This is a genomic window from Nonomuraea sp. SBT364 (assembly GCF_001083785.1).
GTDB lineage: Bacteria > Actinomycetota > Actinomycetes > Streptosporangiales > Streptosporangiaceae > Nonomuraea.
This window is the reverse complement of the sequence record NZ_LAVL01000178.1, coordinates 1-16,341: the sequence shown is the minus strand read 5'-3', so window position 1 is coordinate 16,341 and position 16,341 is coordinate 1. Positions and strand designations below refer to the sequence as shown.

18 protein-coding genes are annotated in these 16,341 nt (G+C 72.1%); 10 read left to right on the top strand and 8 right to left on the bottom strand.

Annotated elements, in window-relative coordinates; genetic code table 11:
- Positions 1-380 precede the first annotated feature (380 nt).
- Positions 381-731: a hypothetical protein gene (locus ADY59_RS40700; RefSeq protein WP_156326051.1), complete on the top strand. Its 351-nt coding sequence runs from the start codon at positions 381-383 to the stop codon at positions 729-731.
- Between the two features lies 1 nt (position 732).
- Here the strand turns inward: ADY59_RS40700 and ku are convergent, their stop codons facing one another.
- Complete coding sequence (gene ku, locus ADY59_RS40695; protein ID WP_049574588.1) at positions 733-1,620, bottom strand: non-homologous end joining protein Ku; 888 nt, start codon at positions 1,618-1,620, stop codon at positions 733-735.
- Between the two features lie 83 nt (positions 1,621-1,703).
- On the opposite strand from ku, the gene ligD (ADY59_RS40690) reads away from it, so the two are divergent.
- From ligD (ADY59_RS40690) to ADY59_RS40670, 5 genes are all read left to right on the top strand, one after another.
- The gene (gene ligD, locus ADY59_RS40690) at positions 1,704-2,585 is read left to right on the top strand and encodes a non-homologous end-joining DNA ligase (RefSeq protein ID WP_049574585.1); all 882 of its coding nucleotides are present in this window, start codon (positions 1,704-1,706) and stop codon (positions 2,583-2,585) included.
- Positions 2,582-3,454: a non-homologous end-joining DNA ligase gene (ligD, locus tag ADY59_RS40685; RefSeq protein WP_049574582.1), complete on the top strand. Its 873-nt coding sequence runs from the start codon at positions 2,582-2,584 to the stop codon at positions 3,452-3,454. Before ligD (ADY59_RS40690) ends, ligD (ADY59_RS40685) begins: the two co-directional genes overlap by 4 nt.
- A gap of 48 nt (positions 3,455-3,502) precedes the next feature.
- Positions 3,503-3,715 carry a hypothetical protein gene (locus tag ADY59_RS40680; protein ID WP_063780938.1) on the top strand — a complete coding sequence of 71 codons (213 nt, stop codon included), beginning with the start codon at positions 3,503-3,505 and terminating at the stop codon, positions 3,713-3,715.
- Between the two features lie 62 nt (positions 3,716-3,777).
- Complete coding sequence (locus ADY59_RS40675) at positions 3,778-4,398, top strand: TetR/AcrR family transcriptional regulator (RefSeq protein WP_082310777.1); 621 nt, start codon at positions 3,778-3,780, stop codon at positions 4,396-4,398.
- An 87-nt stretch (positions 4,399-4,485) separates the two neighbouring features.
- On the top strand, positions 4,486-4,716 hold the full coding sequence (locus ADY59_RS40670; RefSeq protein ID WP_049574576.1) for a DUF3107 domain-containing protein: 231 nt from the start codon (positions 4,486-4,488) through the stop codon (positions 4,714-4,716).
- A gap of 626 nt (positions 4,717-5,342) precedes the next feature.
- Here ADY59_RS40670 and ADY59_RS40665 read toward each other — a convergent pair.
- Complete coding sequence (locus ADY59_RS40665) at positions 5,343-5,987, bottom strand: ferritin-like fold-containing protein (protein WP_053175612.1); 645 nt, start codon at positions 5,985-5,987, stop codon at positions 5,343-5,345.
- Between the two features lie 353 nt (positions 5,988-6,340).
- On the opposite strand from ADY59_RS40665, the gene ADY59_RS40660 reads away from it, so the two are divergent.
- Positions 6,341-8,251, top strand: a complete 1,911-nt coding sequence (locus ADY59_RS40660; RefSeq protein WP_197094083.1) for a DEAD/DEAH box helicase — start codon at positions 6,341-6,343, stop codon at positions 8,249-8,251.
- A 143-nt stretch (positions 8,252-8,394) separates the two neighbouring features.
- Here ADY59_RS40660 and ADY59_RS50720 read toward each other — a convergent pair whose 3' ends face one another.
- Positions 8,395-8,532, bottom strand: coding sequence for a hypothetical protein (locus ADY59_RS50720; RefSeq protein ID WP_156326050.1), 138 nt, complete (start codon positions 8,530-8,532; stop codon positions 8,395-8,397).
- A gap of 116 nt (positions 8,533-8,648) precedes the next feature.
- Here ADY59_RS50720 and ADY59_RS40655 point away from each other — a divergent pair, with 116 nt between their 5' ends.
- Both ADY59_RS40655 and ADY59_RS40650 read left to right on the top strand, forming a co-directional pair.
- Positions 8,649-9,539, top strand: coding sequence for an alpha/beta fold hydrolase (locus ADY59_RS40655; RefSeq protein WP_049574570.1), 891 nt, complete (start codon positions 8,649-8,651; stop codon positions 9,537-9,539).
- 13 nt (positions 9,540-9,552) lie between these two features.
- Complete coding sequence (locus ADY59_RS40650) at positions 9,553-10,440, top strand: oxygenase MpaB family protein (protein ID WP_049574569.1); 888 nt, start codon at positions 9,553-9,555, stop codon at positions 10,438-10,440.
- A 70-nt stretch (positions 10,441-10,510) separates the two neighbouring features.
- Here ADY59_RS40650 and ADY59_RS49280 read toward each other — a convergent pair whose 3' ends face one another.
- From ADY59_RS49280 to ADY59_RS40630, 4 genes are read right to left on the bottom strand one after another with little or no spacing between them, the layout of a single operon-like run.
- A complete protein-coding gene (locus tag ADY59_RS49280; RefSeq protein WP_049574592.1) occupies positions 10,511-11,557 on the bottom strand; it encodes a RecB family exonuclease in 1,047 nt (348 codons plus the stop codon).
- A 28-nt stretch (positions 11,558-11,585) separates the two neighbouring features.
- Positions 11,586-12,293, bottom strand: a complete 708-nt coding sequence (locus tag ADY59_RS40640) for an MBL fold metallo-hydrolase (RefSeq protein WP_049574566.1) — start codon at positions 12,291-12,293, stop codon at positions 11,586-11,588.
- 11 nt (positions 12,294-12,304) lie between these two features.
- Positions 12,305-12,913 (bottom strand): MarC family protein, encoded by a 609-nt coding sequence (locus ADY59_RS40635; protein ID WP_231619132.1) that lies wholly within the window; start codon positions 12,911-12,913, stop codon positions 12,305-12,307.
- A gap of 34 nt (positions 12,914-12,947) precedes the next feature.
- Positions 12,948-13,622, bottom strand: a complete 675-nt coding sequence (locus tag ADY59_RS40630; protein ID WP_331459569.1) for a DUF6758 family protein — start codon at positions 13,620-13,622, stop codon at positions 12,948-12,950.
- Between the two features lie 41 nt (positions 13,623-13,663).
- Between ADY59_RS40630 and ADY59_RS40625 the strand changes: the two genes are divergently transcribed.
- Entirely contained in the window at positions 13,664-14,041 is a 378-nt protein-coding gene (locus tag ADY59_RS40625; RefSeq protein WP_231619131.1) for an NUDIX hydrolase, read from the top strand.
- Here ADY59_RS40625 and ADY59_RS51955 read toward each other — a convergent pair.
- On the bottom strand, positions 14,042-16,341 hold a 2,300-nt coding region (locus ADY59_RS51955), incomplete at its 5' end, for a hypothetical protein (protein ID WP_197094082.1).

Genomic DNA, 16,341 nt, shown 5'->3' with positions numbered 1-16,341 from the left:
CGCGGAACTCGCGCACCCGCGGCCCCCACGATGCCGGGGAGGCCCGCGACGATCGCGACGATCGTGGCGAGCGCGGTCCGCGGGTGCGCGAGTTCCGCGACAAGCGAGGCCGCTGGGCCGGCGAACCCCACGCCATGCACGACACCCGCGCCTCCCGCGAACCGCGAGAACCACACGAATCACGCCACCCCCACACCCCCAGCCACCCAAGCGAGCCCCGCGGGATGCGGGACGCGCGCCGGCCGCAGGACGTACGCGAAGCACGGGACACGCGCGGGCGGCGGGCGGGTCAGCCCGGGGACGCGCGCGGTGCCCGTGAGGTGCGCGAACTCCGCGAAACGCGCCACCCCCAGGAGGCCGGGGACGCGCGTGGACGCAGGGTGAGCGGGCCGCGCGGGATGCGGGACGGCCGTGAGGCGCGGGAGGTGCGGCCGGGTGATTCCCGTGAGGTGCGGGAGGGGCGGCCCGGGGGACGGGGGGACGCGGCGGCTCGGACGCGCCTGACCACGTGCGCGTACAAGGTGACGGCCGGGACCCGGGTGTATGTGAAGCCGGAGCGGCGGTCCAAGGAGCTGGAGCACTTCGGCTCCGAGGGCCGCACGCTGGGGTCGTGCGCGGCGCTCACCGGCAAGAAGTGGACGAAGGTGCTCGCGCCCGAGCGCGGCAAGATCGGCTATGCCCGCACCGACAGGCTGAAGAACCTCGGCGCCAAGAAATGGCTGTCCATCTGAGTCAGGCGGACTTGCGGGCCTTGCGCTTGGGGGCCGCCTCCTTGTCCTTGGACTCCTTCTCCTTGGACTCCTTGGACTCCTTGGCGGCCCCCTTGGGCTTGGCGCCCTCGCCGGAGCGTTCGCGCTTGGCGGCGTCGACGCTGGCCCGCAGCGCGGCCATGAGGTCGACGGCGGGCCCGGCCTCCTCCTCCTCGGGCGCCGCGATGACCTCCTTGCCCGCCACCTTGGCCTCGATCACCTGCTGCAGCGCCTCGCGGTAGGTGTCGTGGTACTCGGTGGGGTCGAAGTCGGCCTCCATCGTGGTGATCAGCGACTCGGCCATCTTGAGCTCCTGGGCCCGCACCTCGATGTCCTCTTCCAGGAACTCGAAGTCCGGCCTGCGGATCTCGTCCGGCCAGAGCATGGTCTCCAGGACGAACACGCCGTCGCGCACCCGCAGCGTGGCCAGCGACTCACGCTGGCGCAGCGCCACCTTGACCACCGCGACCTGCCCCGAGCTCTCCAGCGCGTTGCGCAGCAGCACGTACGGCTTGGCGCCCTGGGCGTCGGGTTCGAGATAGTACGACTTGGCGAAGTAGATGGGGTCGATCTGCTCGGCCGGGGCGAACTGCAGCACGTCGATCCGGCGGGAGGTGCTGAGGGGCAGCCCCTCGAAGTCCTCGTCGGTCAGCACGACCATCTCGCCGGTGCCCAGTTCGTAGCCTTTGGCGATGTCGGCGTAGGCGACTTCTTCCCCGTCGACGGTGCACACCCGCTTGTAGCGGATCCGGCCGCCGTCCTCGCGGTGCACCTGGTGGAAGCTCACGTCCTTCTGCTCGGTGGCCGAGTAGAGCTTGACCGGGATGGTGACCAGCCCGAAGGAGATCGCACCTTTCCAGATGCTGCGCATGGGCACTCCTCAGCAGTAGCGGGCGGTCCACCAATGGGCACATACCCGTCATGGTGCAACCAATGCCACACACGATTGAACCGATGCTGGCTGTACCTGGGGAACTACCCTCCGATCACGACCGGTACGGCCTTGAGGTCAAGTGGGACGGCATCCGCGCCATCGTGCACGTGGACGGCGGCCTGCGGGTGACGGGAAGGCACGGAGCCGACTACACGCGCCGATACCCCGAAATTTCAGACTTCGGCATGAAAAGTGCTGTCATTGATGGCGAGGTAGTGGCACTGGACCGGCACGGCAGGCCGAACTTCGTCCGGTTGCAGCGGCGCATGCACCTGACCGACCCGGAGCCGCTGATGCTGGAGCGCTACCCCGTCACGTACCTGCCCTTCGACCTGCTCTACCTCGACGGCATGTCCCTGTGCGACCTGCCCTACCAGGCCAGGCGGAGCCTCCTGGACGAGCTCGACATCGGCGCGCCCCCGTACTTCCCGGGCGACTCCGGCCTGCTGGCCGCGACCACCGAGCAGGGCCTCGAAGGCGTGGTGGCCAAGCGGCTCGACTCCCCCTACCAGCCCGGCGTGCGCTCCCCCGCCTGGATCAAGGTCAAGAATCTGAGCATCACCGAAGTGGTGATCGGCGGCTGGAAGCCCGGCAAGGGCCGCAGGTCCGGCGGCATCGGCTCGCTCGTCATGGGCGTGTTCACGCCCATCGGTCTCACGTACGTCGGCCACGTCGGGACCGGCTTCACCGAGGAGGCCCTGGATCAGCTGTACGCCCTCCTGCGACCGCTGGAGATCCCCCGGAGCCCCTTCAGCAACGAGGTCCCGTGGCGTAATCGATGGGTTAGACCCGATCTGGTCGGGGAGGTGGCCTACACGATGTGGACCGACGACCAGCGCCTGCGCCATCCCGTATGGCGTGGGCCGCGACCCGACAAGCTCCCTTCGGAGGTGACGCGGTGAAGGTCCCCGTCAAGGTGGACGGGCGCGAGCTGACCCTGAGCAACCTGGACAAGGTGCTCTACCCCGAGGAGGGCTTCGCCAAGGCCGAGGTCATCGACTACTACAGCCGCGTCGCCCCGGTGCTGCTGCCCCACCTCGCGGGCCGCCCGCTGACGGTCAAGCGCTACCCCAACGGCGTCGACGGCCCGTCGTTCTTCGAGAAGAACGCCCCCGACCACACCCCCGGCTGGGTACGGCGCGTCCGGCTGCCGGTGCCGGGCAGCACCAAGGACCGCGAGAGCATCGACTTCGCCGTCGTCGACGACCTGCCGACCCTGGTCTACTACGCCAACCTGGCCGCCCTGGAGCTCCACGTTCCGCAGTGGCGCGTCTCGGACGAGGGCGAGGCGCTGCCGCCCGACACGCTCGTGTTCGACCTGGACCCCGGCCCGCCCGCGACGATCGTGGAGTGCTGCCGGGTGGCGCTCATGCTGCGCGAGCTGCTGGCCGCCGACGGGCTCACCGCCAGGCCGAAGACCAGCGGCAGCAAGGGCATGCAGCTCTACGCCGCCTGGGACTGCCGCGAGGAGCCGTCCGCGTACGCCAAGCGGCTGGCCCAGGCGCTGGCCAAGGAGCATCCGGACGAGGTCGTCAGCGTCATGACCAGGAAGCTTCGGCCGGGCAAGGTGTTCATCGACTGGAGCCAGAACAACCCGGCCAAGACCACCGTGGCCCCCTACTCGCTGCGCGCCAGGGCCCGGCCGACGGTCTCGACGCCGCTGCTCTGGAAGGAGGTGGAGGGCTGCGAACACGCCGACGAGCTGGTGTTCACCACGGCCGACGTACTCGCCCGGGTCGAGGAACACGGCGACCTTTTCGGCGCGGCGTAGGCTGGGTGCGTCCACATGCAACGGGGCCACATGTGAAGGGGGAACGACATGTCGGAGATGGACGTACGCGGGAACGAGGCGAATTTCGCCGACGACGAGGAACGGCCGCTGGAGGCGCCGGAAGCCGATGCCGTCGAGCAGCACCAGAGGCTGAGCGACGACGACTCCGGGCCGCGCCGGGAGATCCCGTTCGACGTCGACCCCGCCGACGCGGCCGAGCAGGACCGCGTGGTCGAACTCGATGATGACGACTATCGCTGAGACGGCCGCTACCCGCACGTAGGATGTCGGCACGACCCGCACGAAGACCGTTGGAGACCCGCGTGACCGCTACCCCGGACGCCAAGCCCCGGGGCACTCGGCTGCCCCGACTCGCCCGCCGCCGGCAGTTGCTCAGCGCCGCGCAGGAAGTCTTCGTCGAGAACGGCTACCACGCGGCCGCCATGGACGAGATCGCCGAGCGGGCCGGGGTCAGCAAGCCGGTGCTCTACCAGCACTTTCCCGGCAAGCTGGAGCTCTACCTGGCACTGCTCGACCTGCACGTCGACGACATGGTCAACCGCTGCCGCGAGGCCCTGGCCTCCACGAACGAGAACAAGCTGCGCGTGCAGGCGACGTTCAGCGCGTTCTTCGACTTCGTCTCCACCCAGGGCGAGGCGTTCCGCCTGGTCTTCGAGTCCGACCTGCGCAACGTGGCGCCGGTGCGGCAGCGGGTGGAGCGGTCACTGAGCGAGTGCGCCGAGATGGTCAGCGCGGTGATCCAGGAAGACACCGGCTGCGCCAGCGACGAGGCGCACCTGCTCGGCGTCGGGCTGGTCGGCATGGCCGAGGTCAGCGCCCGTTACTGGGTGACCAAGCACGGTTCCATCCCGAAGGACGCGGCCGAGCAGCTCATGGCCCGGCTCGCCTGGCGGGGCATCAGCGGTTTTCCGCGTACGGCATAACCCGTTCGCTGGGCGCGATCAATCGGCGTGTTTGCGGCGCGCAGCGGCCACGATGGGATCAGCACAGCCCCGTCGAAAGGGAGCACGATGGAAGTCAAGATCGGGGTACGTTCCGTACACCGCGAGCTCGTGGTGGAGACCGACCTGTCGTCGGAGCAGGTCGAAGAGGAGATCAGGCAAGCGCTGGCAGCCGAGCGGGGCGTGTTCGCCATCACTGATGTGAAGGGCAGGCGCGTGGTCGTGCCGGTGGCGGCGCTCGGCTTCATAGAGATCGGCGAAGACGAATCCCGTCCGGTGGGCTTCGGCGGCACACTGTAGTTTTCCCGGCCCGCACCGCAGGGCCCGCGTGACTCTCGCGCCCCGCCCATCCCCGGGGCCCGGGAGTCACCGCCCCGAGCACTGCGGGCCCGGCCGGGCTGAGGTGTGAGGCTCCGTCCCACCAGGAATCACCAGCCGGGAAGCCACCCAGCCGGGCAACCTTCGGGCTCGCGTAACGGCGGCCGGCCACCATCCGGTCAGCGGCCGTTCCCCTGGAGGCCCTGCACCACGTGCGGCGACCGGCTGAGCCGGCCCCGCCGTAAAACAATCCTTTGACGGGCCCCCACTCCGTGCGGCGGCCGACCCGAGCCCGCCCTGCCGCGAAAACCCCATGAAAACCCGCACGCGCCTCGACAACCCGAGCCCGCCCTGCCGTGAAGGAGCGATGCGGTCAGGCGAGGGTGGAGGGGATTGCGCAGCCGCGGGGCCGGCGGCGGCGGGGTGCGAGCTCCGGCCACGCGGTCGGGCACCAGGCGCCGCCCCTCCGCAGCACGGCCCGCGATGGCCAGCGATTCGGCCCACATCTCGTCAAGGAACTGCCGTAGCGGCGCGAGGCCCTCATGCCTGGCACGCTACAGCCGTTCGCCGCCTCGCGCCGCGCTATGCCGAGACCGGCCCGAAGACGGTCAGATGCCCAGCGCCGCCATCCGCTTGCTGTGCTCCTCGGTGAGGCGGGCGAACATCCGGGAGATCTCCGCCTGGTCGTCGGCCCCCGACTCGACCAGCATCATGGCCAGCTCCGGCCGGGCCGCGGCCACCCGCTGCCCCTGGCTGAGCGCCTCGCCGACCATCCGCCTGGCCCACAGCGCCAGCCGTCCCCCGGCGACCGGGTCGGCGGTGACGCCGGCCCGGACCCGCTCCACCGCGAACTCGGCCCGGCCCTCGTCCGCCAGCACCTCGTCGACCAGTTCGGCGATCGACGGGTCGAGCCGCCGGGCCGCCTCCCGGTAGAAGTCGAGCGCGATGCCTACCCCCACATATGCTTTGACCAGCGCCTCCAGCCAGTCGGTCGGCGCGGTCTGGCGGTGCCAGGCGTCCAGCGCCTCGGCGAACGGCTGCATCGCCAGGTCCGGGTCGGCGCCGAGTTCGGTGAGCCGGTCGCGCAGCAGCCGAAAGTGCGCGTATTCCGCCACGGCCAGCTCGCTGAGCGCGGCCCGGTCGGCCAGCGAGGGCGCCAGCCGCGCAGCGTCGTCGGTCATCCGCGTGAACGCGCTGAGCTCGGCATAGGCCAGGACGCCGAGCAAATCGACGACCCCAGGGGACTCGTTCATACGTCGCAGCGTACTTCGGTGAATCTTCGGGAACATACGTGAGCTCGGCCAGCGTTGTGGTATCGAGTACACTGCTCTGTGAAAGTGCGACCGCACTGTGTAAATTCGGGGGAATCTCTCCCGGATGCCCCCGCTCCCCGGGTGCGCGGTCGCTGATGACATGAGAGGGCTGGCTCTACCGCGAGGACCCAGGCACGGGGGTATTTTTTCCGCCCGATCGGTCCCGGCAGGCCCGCCTTCATTTGAGACTGAGGCAGGCCACGCTGACGACTTTCCGAGACCTCGGAGTCACACCAGAAATCGCCGATGCCCTCGAGACCGAGGGCATCACCACACCGTTCCCGATCCAGGAGATGGCTCTCCCGCTCGCCCTGAGCGGTCAGGACCTCATCGGACAGGCACGCACGGGCACGGGCAAGACCTACGCGTTCGGCATCGCCATGCTGCAGAGCATCGGCAAGCCGCGCAAGAACCGCAAGAAGCCCCGCGGGCTGGTCGTCGTGCCGACCCGCGAACTGGCCCACCAGGTGAGCGGTGACCTCGTCACCGCCGCTGGCAAGCTCGGCTCCCGTGTCCTGACCGTTTACGGCGGTCGCGCGTACGAGCCGCAGATCGAGGCGCTGAAGGCCGGTGTCGACGTCATCGTCGGCACCCCCGGACGCCTGCTCGACCTGGTCAAGCAGAAGCATCTCGACCTCAGTCAGATCACCAGTCTGGTGCTCGACGAGGCCGACCGCATGCTCGACCTGGGCTTCCTGCCCGACATCGAACGGATCTTCAAGCTGATCCCGGCGCAGCGGCAGACGATGCTGTTCTCGGCCACCATGCCGGGTGAGATCGTCTCGCTCTCGCGCAAGTACCTAAGCCGTCCCACTCACGTGCGCGCCGAGCACGAGAGCGGCGCGGGCGAGACCACTCCGCAGGTCCGCCAGATCGTCTGGCGCACCCACCGGATGGACAAGATCGAGATCGTCGCCAGGCTGCTCCAGGCCGATGGCCGCGGGCTCACCATGGTCTTCTGTGAGACCAAGCGAGCCTGTGACATGGTCGCCGAGCAGCTCGACACCCGTGGCTTCGCGGTCGCGGCCGTGCACGGCGACCTCGGCCAGGGCCAGCGTGAGCAGGCCCTGCGCGCGTTCCGCAACGGCAAGATCGACGTGCTGGTGGCCACCGACGTGGCGGCCCGCGGCATCGACATCGACGACGTCACCCACGTGGTCAACTACGACGCTCCCACCGACGACAAGACCTACGTGCACCGGATCGGCCGCACCGGCCGGGCCGGGCGCACGGGCATCGCGGTCACGTTCGTGGAGTGGGAGGAGCTGACCCGCTGGAAGATGATCAACCAGATGCTCGGCCTGGACTTCCCCGAGCCCGTGGAGACCTACTCCACCTCGCCGCACGTCTTCACCGAGCTCAGCATCCCCGAGGGCACCAAGGGTGTGCTGCCGCACGCCAACCGCTCCCGGGCGGGCCTGTCGGCGGAGCAGATCGAGGATCTCGGTGAGACGGGCCGGCCCCGCGCTCGTGGCGGCCGACGCCGCGACGAGCGCGAGGAGCGTGAGGAACGCCGTCCGGCCCGCACGCCCCGCCAGCGCCGCCGCACCCGTGGTGGCAAGCCCTCCGAGGAGGGCACAACTGTCGAGACGCCGGAGGTCGAGCTCGTGAACGGTCGCTCCCGCAAGCCGGAGGAGACGCCCGCGATCATCTCCGCCGACGAGGTGGAGGCGGTGGCCGCCGAGCCGCGCCGCCGCACCCGCCGCACCTCGGCGGAGCGCACAGACCGCACAGACCGCACGGCCCGTACCGAGACGGACCGCACGGAGAGCACGGACGACAGCGCGGCCGAGTCGGTCACCCAGGCCGCCCCGGTCGTGGAGCCCGTCAAGGCTCCCGAGCCGGCGCGGGCCCCCGAGCCCGCCAAGGCGCCGGAGCCCGCGCGGGCCGCCGAGCCCACGCGGGCCGCGGAGCCGGTCCGGGCGGCACGGGCGGCACGGGTGGCGCCGGCCGTGGAGCCGTCGCCGGCCGAGCCGGTGCCCAGCTTCCTGACGACTCCGCCCCCGCCGGCGGCGCCTCAGGAGCCGGAGCGCATCATCCCGCCCAGCCCGTTCGCGGTGATCTTCCAGTCACCGGACCTGGCGACGGACGACGACGACATCGCCCCGTCCGCCGCCACCGAGCGCAAGCAGCAGCGCCGCCAGTCCCGCGGTGGCGGTGGTGGCGGTGGCGGCGGCGGCGGCAACCGCCGACGCGCAGGCTGACGACCGTCCGAGAAGGGCGCGCACCCACCCGGGTGCGCGCCCTTCTCACGTCCTCGGGGGGCCTTCAGCCCCAGGAACAGGTGCGTGATCGGCCGGGCCGGCGTACGTCGCGCGATCTCCACGAAGCCCGCGCCCTGCCCTGGTCACCCCAGGTCGCACAGCCGTTCGCGGCGCTCGCCGGCGTCGAGTTCCCGGAACTCCGCGCCCGGCAGCCGGAACCAGATGCGGCAGCACCCGAGTACGCCCCGTTCGGCCCGCACACGGCGGAGACGTCGTCCCATGATGTCGCGGGACGGATCTCCAGCTCGCCCATAGCTCACATCTCCCCCGAAATCTGGCACCAGCGTAACGGGTTAGCCGGTGTTGAGGCGCTGACCTCTGGGTATTGTTGCCCCACGTGAGTACGCCGCGATTCCTGCAGCTGCCTCCCGGCGTTGCACCACGCAAGATCGACACCCCCGAGGGCACGTTCGCGGCCCTGGAGGCGTTGCCGGTGAGCGGCGTGGTGGAGCGCTGGCCCGCGCTCCTGGTGCCGGGCCTGACGGGAAGCAAGGAAGACTTCATCGCGGTCCTGCAGACCCTGGCCCAGTCCGGCCGCCGGGTGCTGGCCATCGACCTGCGCGGCCAGTACGAGTCGCCCGGCCCCGACGACCCGGCCGCCTACACCTGCCCGGCGCTCGGCGCCGACGTCGACCTGCTGGCCCAGACCGTCGGCGGCGGCGAGCCGGTGCACCTGGTCGGCCACTCCTTCGGCGGGCTGGTCTCGCGGGAGGCCGTCATCGACGGGCGCACCAAGTTCGCCTCGTTCACGCTGATGAGCTCCGGCCCCTCGGCCATCGCCGGCAAGCGCGCCCACCACGGCAGGAAGATGCTGCGCGAGATCCCCGAGCTGGGCCTGGAGCACGTGTGGCACGCCAGGTTCGAGCCGGAGGCGCTGGCCGCCGGGGTGCCCGACGACATCCTGGCGTTCCTGCGCGAGCGGCTCCTGGCCAACTCCCCGACCGGCCTGGCGTGCATGGCCGAGCAGGTGCTCACGATGCACGACCGCACGCCCGAGCTGCGCCAGATCGAGGTGCCGACGCTGGTCCTGTACGGGGAGCACGACGACGGCTGGCCGGCCGAGACGCAGTCGGAGATGGCGGCCCGCCTCGACGCCGAATGCGTCGTGGTTCCCGGCGCCGTCCATTCGCCCGCCGTGGAGGCGCCTGAGACGACCGCCGCCGCGCTGGTCCGGTTCTGGAACGAGGCCGAGGGCCGCTCTTTGGACACCAGGTCGAGCGCCGTGTAAACATGCGTTCACCATGTCCGAAGACCTCGCCGTCCAGTCGCCGCGCAGCACGACCTGGCGGGTGCACCTCGACCGCACCATGTGGGTGGGCGGCGTACGCGGGCTGATGCTCCAGGCGTTGCACCCGCTGGCCATGCTCGGCGTCTGGCAGAACTCCGACTTCCGCGACGACCCCTTCGGGCGGCTGCGCCGTACCGCGGACTTCGTGGGGCGGGTGACGTTCGGCACCCCGGCGGAGGCCGACGCCATCGGCAGGCGGGTGCGCGACATCCACCGCGGCCTGCGCATCGTCGAGCCGGGCGGGCGGGTGCACCGCGTCGACGACCCCGAGCTGCTGCTGTGGGTGCACTGCGCCGAGGTCTCGTCGTACCTGGAGGTGGCCCGGCGCGGCGGGCTCGCCCTCACCGGGCGGCAGGCCGACCGCTACCTCGCCGAGCAGCGGCGCAGCGCCGCCTACGTCGGGCTGCACCCCGAGGACGTGCCCGGCACCCGCGCCGAGCTGCACGCCTACTTCAAGCGGGCCCGACCCGCTCTGCGGGTCACCGAGGAGGCCAGGGCGGCCGTGCGGTTCCTGCTGTGGCCCAGGATGCCCCGGCACCTGCGGCTGCTGACCGCCGGGAAGCCGGTCTACTTCCCGTTCGGGGCGCTGTGCTACTACACCCTGCCGGCGTGGGCCAGGAGGATGTACGCGATCCTGCCGGAGATGCCGCAGGGCGTGGTGACGGCGGGGCTGACGGCGTTCAGGCTGGCCATGAACGCGCTGCCGGAGCCGCTGCACGACCGCGCGTTCATGCCGGCGACCCGGCGGATGCTGCGCGACTCCCGGCAGCGGCTGGAGGCGGCCGGCTACGACGTCCGCAACGGTCTCAAAGGCGCGCTCGACCCCCGCCACTGGCCCTGACGACACGACCGCTCGCCCGGCCCTGGCGGCGCCACCGCTTGCCCGGGGGCCTCAGGAGCGGGCCCGGGCGCTACTCGGCGAGGCCGTCCCAGGGGCGGCGTTCCGGGGCGGCGGCCAGCCCTTCCGGGCAGTGGCGGCGGAAGTCGCACCAGCCGCAGATCGGCCCCGGACTGGGCGCGAACAGCTCGTCGATCGCGGGAGGCACGACCGCAGGCCCCACCGACGGCCGCTCCCGCCGCACGTCCGCGGACTGCTCCCGCCGCACGTCGGCAGCGGAGGGCCAGGCGCGGGGCGCGGCCTCGGCAGCGGTCCTGGCCCCCTCAACGGGGGCCGCCTGCCGCTCAGGTGCCGCCTGGGCGGCCGAGGAGCCTGACGGGCCCCTTCGTCCAGGACCGGCCTGAGCACGGCCGCGTGAGCCGCTGGGGCCGCCGGAGGACACCGCCTCGCGGTAACGCTCGTCGGCGTCGGACGCCTCCAGGGCGATCTCCTCGGCGCGGCGCAGATGGCGGCCGAGCGACTCGTCCGTGTGCCGCCACTCGACGATCTCGCCGGTCGGCAGGTGGTGCAGCTCGACGGCGCGGGCGGGGGTGCGCATCATCCGGGACGCCGCGATCGCGTAGACCGCCAGCGCGAGCGAGGAGCGCGCGTCGTCCTGGGTGAGGGGCCGCCGCCCGGTCTTGTAGTCGACGACCACCAGCTCGTCGCCGCGCCGGTCGAGCCGGTCGATGCGGCCGGACAGGGCGATGACCTTGGTACGGGTGGCGACGGTGCGCTCGACGCCGACGGGATCGTCACTCGGGTCTAAAGTCGCGACATATCCAGACACAAGATCTCGGGCGCGCCCGAGCCAGTGCGCCGACTGCTCGCCGTCCCTGAACCCCTCCGCGATCCACCCGCCCGTGAGCAACGTGGCCGCCGTCAGCGGGGTGCGCCGCTCGTACGGCTCCCGCCACCAGGCCGCGAGCGCGTTGTGCACGCTCGCCCCGACGCTGTTGTGCGCCCACGCCGGCCCCTTGGACGGCTGCGGCCGGTCCAGGTAGGTGAACCGGTAGCGGCGCCGGCAGTCGAGCCAGGCGTTCAACCGCGACGGCGTGCACGAATAGAGCCGCCGCGGCATCCCTTCCAGCGGAAGCTGGTCGTACACCCTATTCGTCGCCCGGGTTGAGCTTGATGCCGGAGACCCGGGTGCCGTCGGAGAGCGGGCCCTCGGGCTCGGGCTCGCGGGTCAGCGAACCGGAGATCCAGTCGTCGAAGTGCGGCTCCAGGTCGCCGACGGTGACCTCCTCGCCATGTGCGGGCAGCACCCGCGTCTCGGCCGGCAGCGTGAACAGCCGCCCGCCGATCGCCGTGAGCTGGTCGGCCAGCCGCGGGTATTCGCCGCCGAGCTTGCCCGGACCGTCGGCCTGGAGGGTCTTGCCGGTGAAGACCGCCTCCAGCGCCTCGCAGTAGAGCGAGACGCCGCCGGGCGAGACACCGGGCGTCTCCATGACGTCGAGCTGCACGTCGGCGACGCCGAAGATGCCGTCGTCCTCCATGTCGATGTCGGGCCAGGTCTCGGTCCAGGTCTCCCGCCAGTGCGGCTTGTCCTTGGGGTGCAGGGCGATGACCGCCTCGTCGCGGCTGGCCACCTCGATGGCCGCGCCGACGTGGTCGGGCAGGCCGTGGGTGCAGATGACGGCGAGCACCTCGCGCTCGCCGACCTGCTCAAGGATCTTGTCGGCGTCACGCGCCGGGTCGATGACGATCACTTCGTCGTCGTCGCCGATGATCCACGTGTTGTTCTCGACCTTGTGCTCGACGTCGTCGATCTCGACGACGCCCTCGGTCACCACTCGCTCGATACGCGCTGTCACGCCTCCGAACTCTAGCCCGTCTGCGTGAGTGAGCGAATCGCGTTGAGGATGAGTTGTACGGCCAGCGCCGAAAGGAGCAGACCGGCGATCCTCGTGACGAGTTCGACGCCGTTCTCCTTGATGAGGCGGATGATGCTCACCGAGAACCGCATGAACAGCCACAGCAGGATGTGCACGGCCGTGATCGCCAGCCCGAGCGCCAGGAAGCCGCCCGGCATCCCGGCGGCCTGCTGGGCGAAGACGATGGTGGCCACGATCGCGCCGGGCCCGGCGAGCAGGGGCGTGCCGAGCGGCACCAGGGCGACGTTCACGTTGGAGCGCACCGTGTCGGCGCGCGGCTCGGCCGCCCCGCGCAGCAGCTCCAGCGCGACCAGCAGGAGCAGCAGCCCGCCGGCGATCTGCATGGCGGGCACCTCCACGTGCAGGTAGCCCAGGATCGCCTGGCCGAACACCGCGAACACCACGATCAGGCAGAACGCGGTCACCGCCGCCTGCCAGGCGACCCGTTTGCGTTCCTGTGCGGTGCGCCCGAACGTGTAGGCGAGGAAGAGCGGGATGACGCCCGGCGGGTCCATGATGACGAACATCGTCACGAACGCCTCAACGAAGAACCGCAGCACCGCTCCCCCAGCACGCCGTTGGGGGGAGCGCCTGTCAGTCTTCCAGGCGCGGGGAGAATGCCCCGTAAGGCACGTCGAGGTCGAGATCACGCAGGTCGAACAGGTTGAGCTCGGCGAGCGCGATGAGGCAGCCGGCCTCCGACGGCCAGGCGATCGTCCACAGCCAGTTGCCCAGCGCCTCGCCCGCGTAGACGGCCCGGTCCGCCCCGGCGCCCACGCACCACAGCGGCGTCGGATGCCCGAGGACCTCGATCTTGGCGTTGGGCGGGCCGTGGTCGAATCCCTCGCCCGGGTCGGGCCCGTCCAGTCCGGCGAACGCGGCGCCCAGCCCCACGCCCGGTTCCTCGGCGACGATCAGCAGGTCGGCCGGCCCATGCATGAACGAGGGCCCGCTCAGCGCCACCACGCTGGCCCGGACACCCCTGTGGTCGTCGCCCACCTCCCCGAAGCCGGTCACCAGCCAGTTGGAAGGCAACGGCCAGGGCAGCCACACGGGCACCATGGAGTTCTTCCGCATCGCCTCCAGCGCCGTCGCGGACGGCGGCCGGGGCGGCTGATACGGCAGGACGTCGCCGTGCGCGTCGCAACGCCATGCGCTGGACCACGCACCTGGCCCGTGAAGCCGGCCGAAACACCGTGGGCACGTTGGAGCCGCTCTCACAGCTACCCACGGTGCTTCCTCGGGCACGGCCCCGTCAAGGCCGCTCATCGTTATCCCGTCGTAATCTTGGCCATGTGCGCGTAAATTGTGTGGGAGCGATCATCTTCGACGCCGGGCGGCTGCTTCTCGTCCAGCGCGGCCACGCGCCGTCGGCCGGTCTCTGGTCCCTGCCCGGCGGCCGGGTGGAGCCCGGTGAGACCGACGAGGCCGCCGTCCGCCGCGAGGTCCTGGAGGAGACCGGCCTGCGCGTCATGGTCGGCCCGCTGGCGGGCGCCGTCGACCGCCCCGGCCCGGCCGGCGTCACGTACGAGATCCGCGACTACCTGGCCACCGTCACGGGCGGCGCGCTGAGCCCGTCGGACGACGCCGCCGACGCCCGCTGGTGCACCGGCGGCGACCTGGCGCGCCTGCCCCTGTCGCCCGGGCTCCTGGAGGCGCTTCAGGAGTGGGACGCGCTTCCGCGGTGATCAGCGGCTGGAGGTGAGGGTGGAGGTCCACAGGATGAGGTGGTCGTCGCTGTAGGTGGTGGAGCGGCCCAGGGCGACGACTTCCTCGCCCGCCACCGTCACCGCCGTCAGCCACTGGGTCCCGGCTCCGGCGAGGTTGTCCTCGGTCAGGTCCAGGCGGCTCCAGCCGAGGCCGTCCTCCGAGGTCCAGGCGGCGCTGTCGCCGTCGTCGGGAGCGCCGTGCCACCCAACGGCGACGAGCCCCTGAGGGGCCGCCGCCAGGTCGTGGACCGCCGCCGCCCGCTCGGCGGGCAGCCAGGCCGTGCGCCAGGTCGCGCCGTCGTCCTCGGAGACGGCGGAGAAGGCGCGGCGGGCGCCCTCGTCCGTCACGGCGGTGCCGATGGCGACCAGCCGGTCCTGGTAGGCGGCGACCTGGCGCAGTCCGGCCGAGGAGGTGCCCGGCGGGGCCACGCGCTTGCGGGCCTTCCAGTTGACGCCGTCCTCCGACACCCAGACGATGCCGCTCTCTTCCGGCCCGGCGCCCGCGCCGCCCACCGCGACGTAACCGCCGGGGGTGGCCGCCAGGTCGTGGACGCGCACGTCGGAGCCGCCCTGCGGAAGCTTCGCCGAACGGGTGAACCTGCGCAGGTCGGGCGTGAACCACAGGGCCGCGGACACCGTGCCCGTCGGCCCCCGGTCCTCGCCCGCGAGCACGTAGCCGTCGGGCCCGGCCGCCAGGACGCGCGCGTCCAGGTACGGATGGTCGCCCGGGCGGGCCAGGTCGCCGTCGGCGCCGACCTTGCGCCAGGCCCTGCCGTCCTCGGAGGCGACCAGCAGCGGCTCGGTGACCTGGACGTCCGTCTGGGTGCTGCCGACGGCCAGCCAGCCCCGGCGGCCGTGGGCGACGTCGTGGAGCTGCTGCTGGCGCGGGCCGCCCAGGCTGATGGACGTCCAGTCCTGCCAGTTCAGGCTGGTCCAGATGCCGGCGTCGCCGGACGCCGAGCCCACCGCGACATAGCGGCCGTCGTGGCCGGCCAGCCGGGAGGTCTCGCGGGCGGCCCGTGACAGGCCGTCCACGTCCGCCAGCCGTACCCGGGCGGGCTTGCCGCGCGGCGGCGCGGCCATCAGGACGAGCTGGTTGTCCACGTCGGCCGCCGCCTGGTCGCCGCCCGCGAACAGGGTGCCGTCCCCGGAGATCGTGAACCCGCGCAGCGTCGCCCCGGCCAGGTCGCCCAGCTCGGCGCGTTCCTTCCAGGATCGGCCGTCGGCGCTGGTCAGCACCGCGTACTCGCCGAGGTTCGCCTGGGTGACGGCGGCGACCCCCGACGCGTGGGAGATCAGCGACTCCACGCCGGGGCTCTGACCGCCCAGCTCGTCGATCGTGCCGCACTGCGCCCACTCGGCGCCGGTCGGCGAGCAGTAGACCCGCACGTCGCCCGACGCCGTGCGGTGCCGGACCGGCACCAGCACGAACCGTTTCGGCGCCACCGCCAGCGAGCCCGCCCTCGGCATCGCCTCGGGCAGCTGGAACCCGGTCGCCGCCCAGCTCCGGCCGCCGTCGGCCGAGCGCAGCACCCGTGAGCCGTCGCCCTGGGCCGGCTGGGCCAGCGCCACCACCGTGTCGCCCCTGGCCACCACCGCCCGCAGTTCGCCGGCTTCCAGGCCGCGTGTGTCGACCCGGTCCCAGGCACGGCCGTCGGCGGAGTGCCAGGCGGCCGGTCCCGCGCCGCCGTTGTCCAGTGTCGAACGGCCCACGGCCACGAACCCGGACCCCGTCCTGGCGATGTCGTGCACCACGTCGCCGTCCCGGAACGCGGCCAGCCCGGCCGGTTCCACCGCCTCCCAGGCCAGGCCGTCGGTGCTCGTCCACATGGCGCGCCCGGTCAGCTCGTCGCCGCCGCTGGCCAGCCAGTGGCCGCCGCCGCCGACGACCCGCTGCACGGTGGGGGCCGCCGCGCCGGAGACCCTGCCCAGTTGCCACCGCTTGCCGTCGGGTGAGAACAGGAACAGCGGCCGCGGCGTCGGGCTCGTCGTGTCGCTGCCCACCGCCACGACGGCGCCTCCGGCGGAGGCCACGTCGTTGAGCTTCTGGTTGGAGCCCTGACCGGTCGAGGCAGGCACGGTGAACAGGGTGTCGCCCGACCGGCCGGTGCCCGCCTCCAGCTTGAGGCCGGGATCGGCAGGAGTGCGCCACTGCCACACCAGCACGCCGCCGGCCACGAGCAGGGCTATGGCCAGCGCGACGGCCATCGGCACCGTGCCGCGCCCGCGCCGCCGCATCGGGCCCGCCCGCCGCACCGCCGACGGGGCCGGGCCTCGCT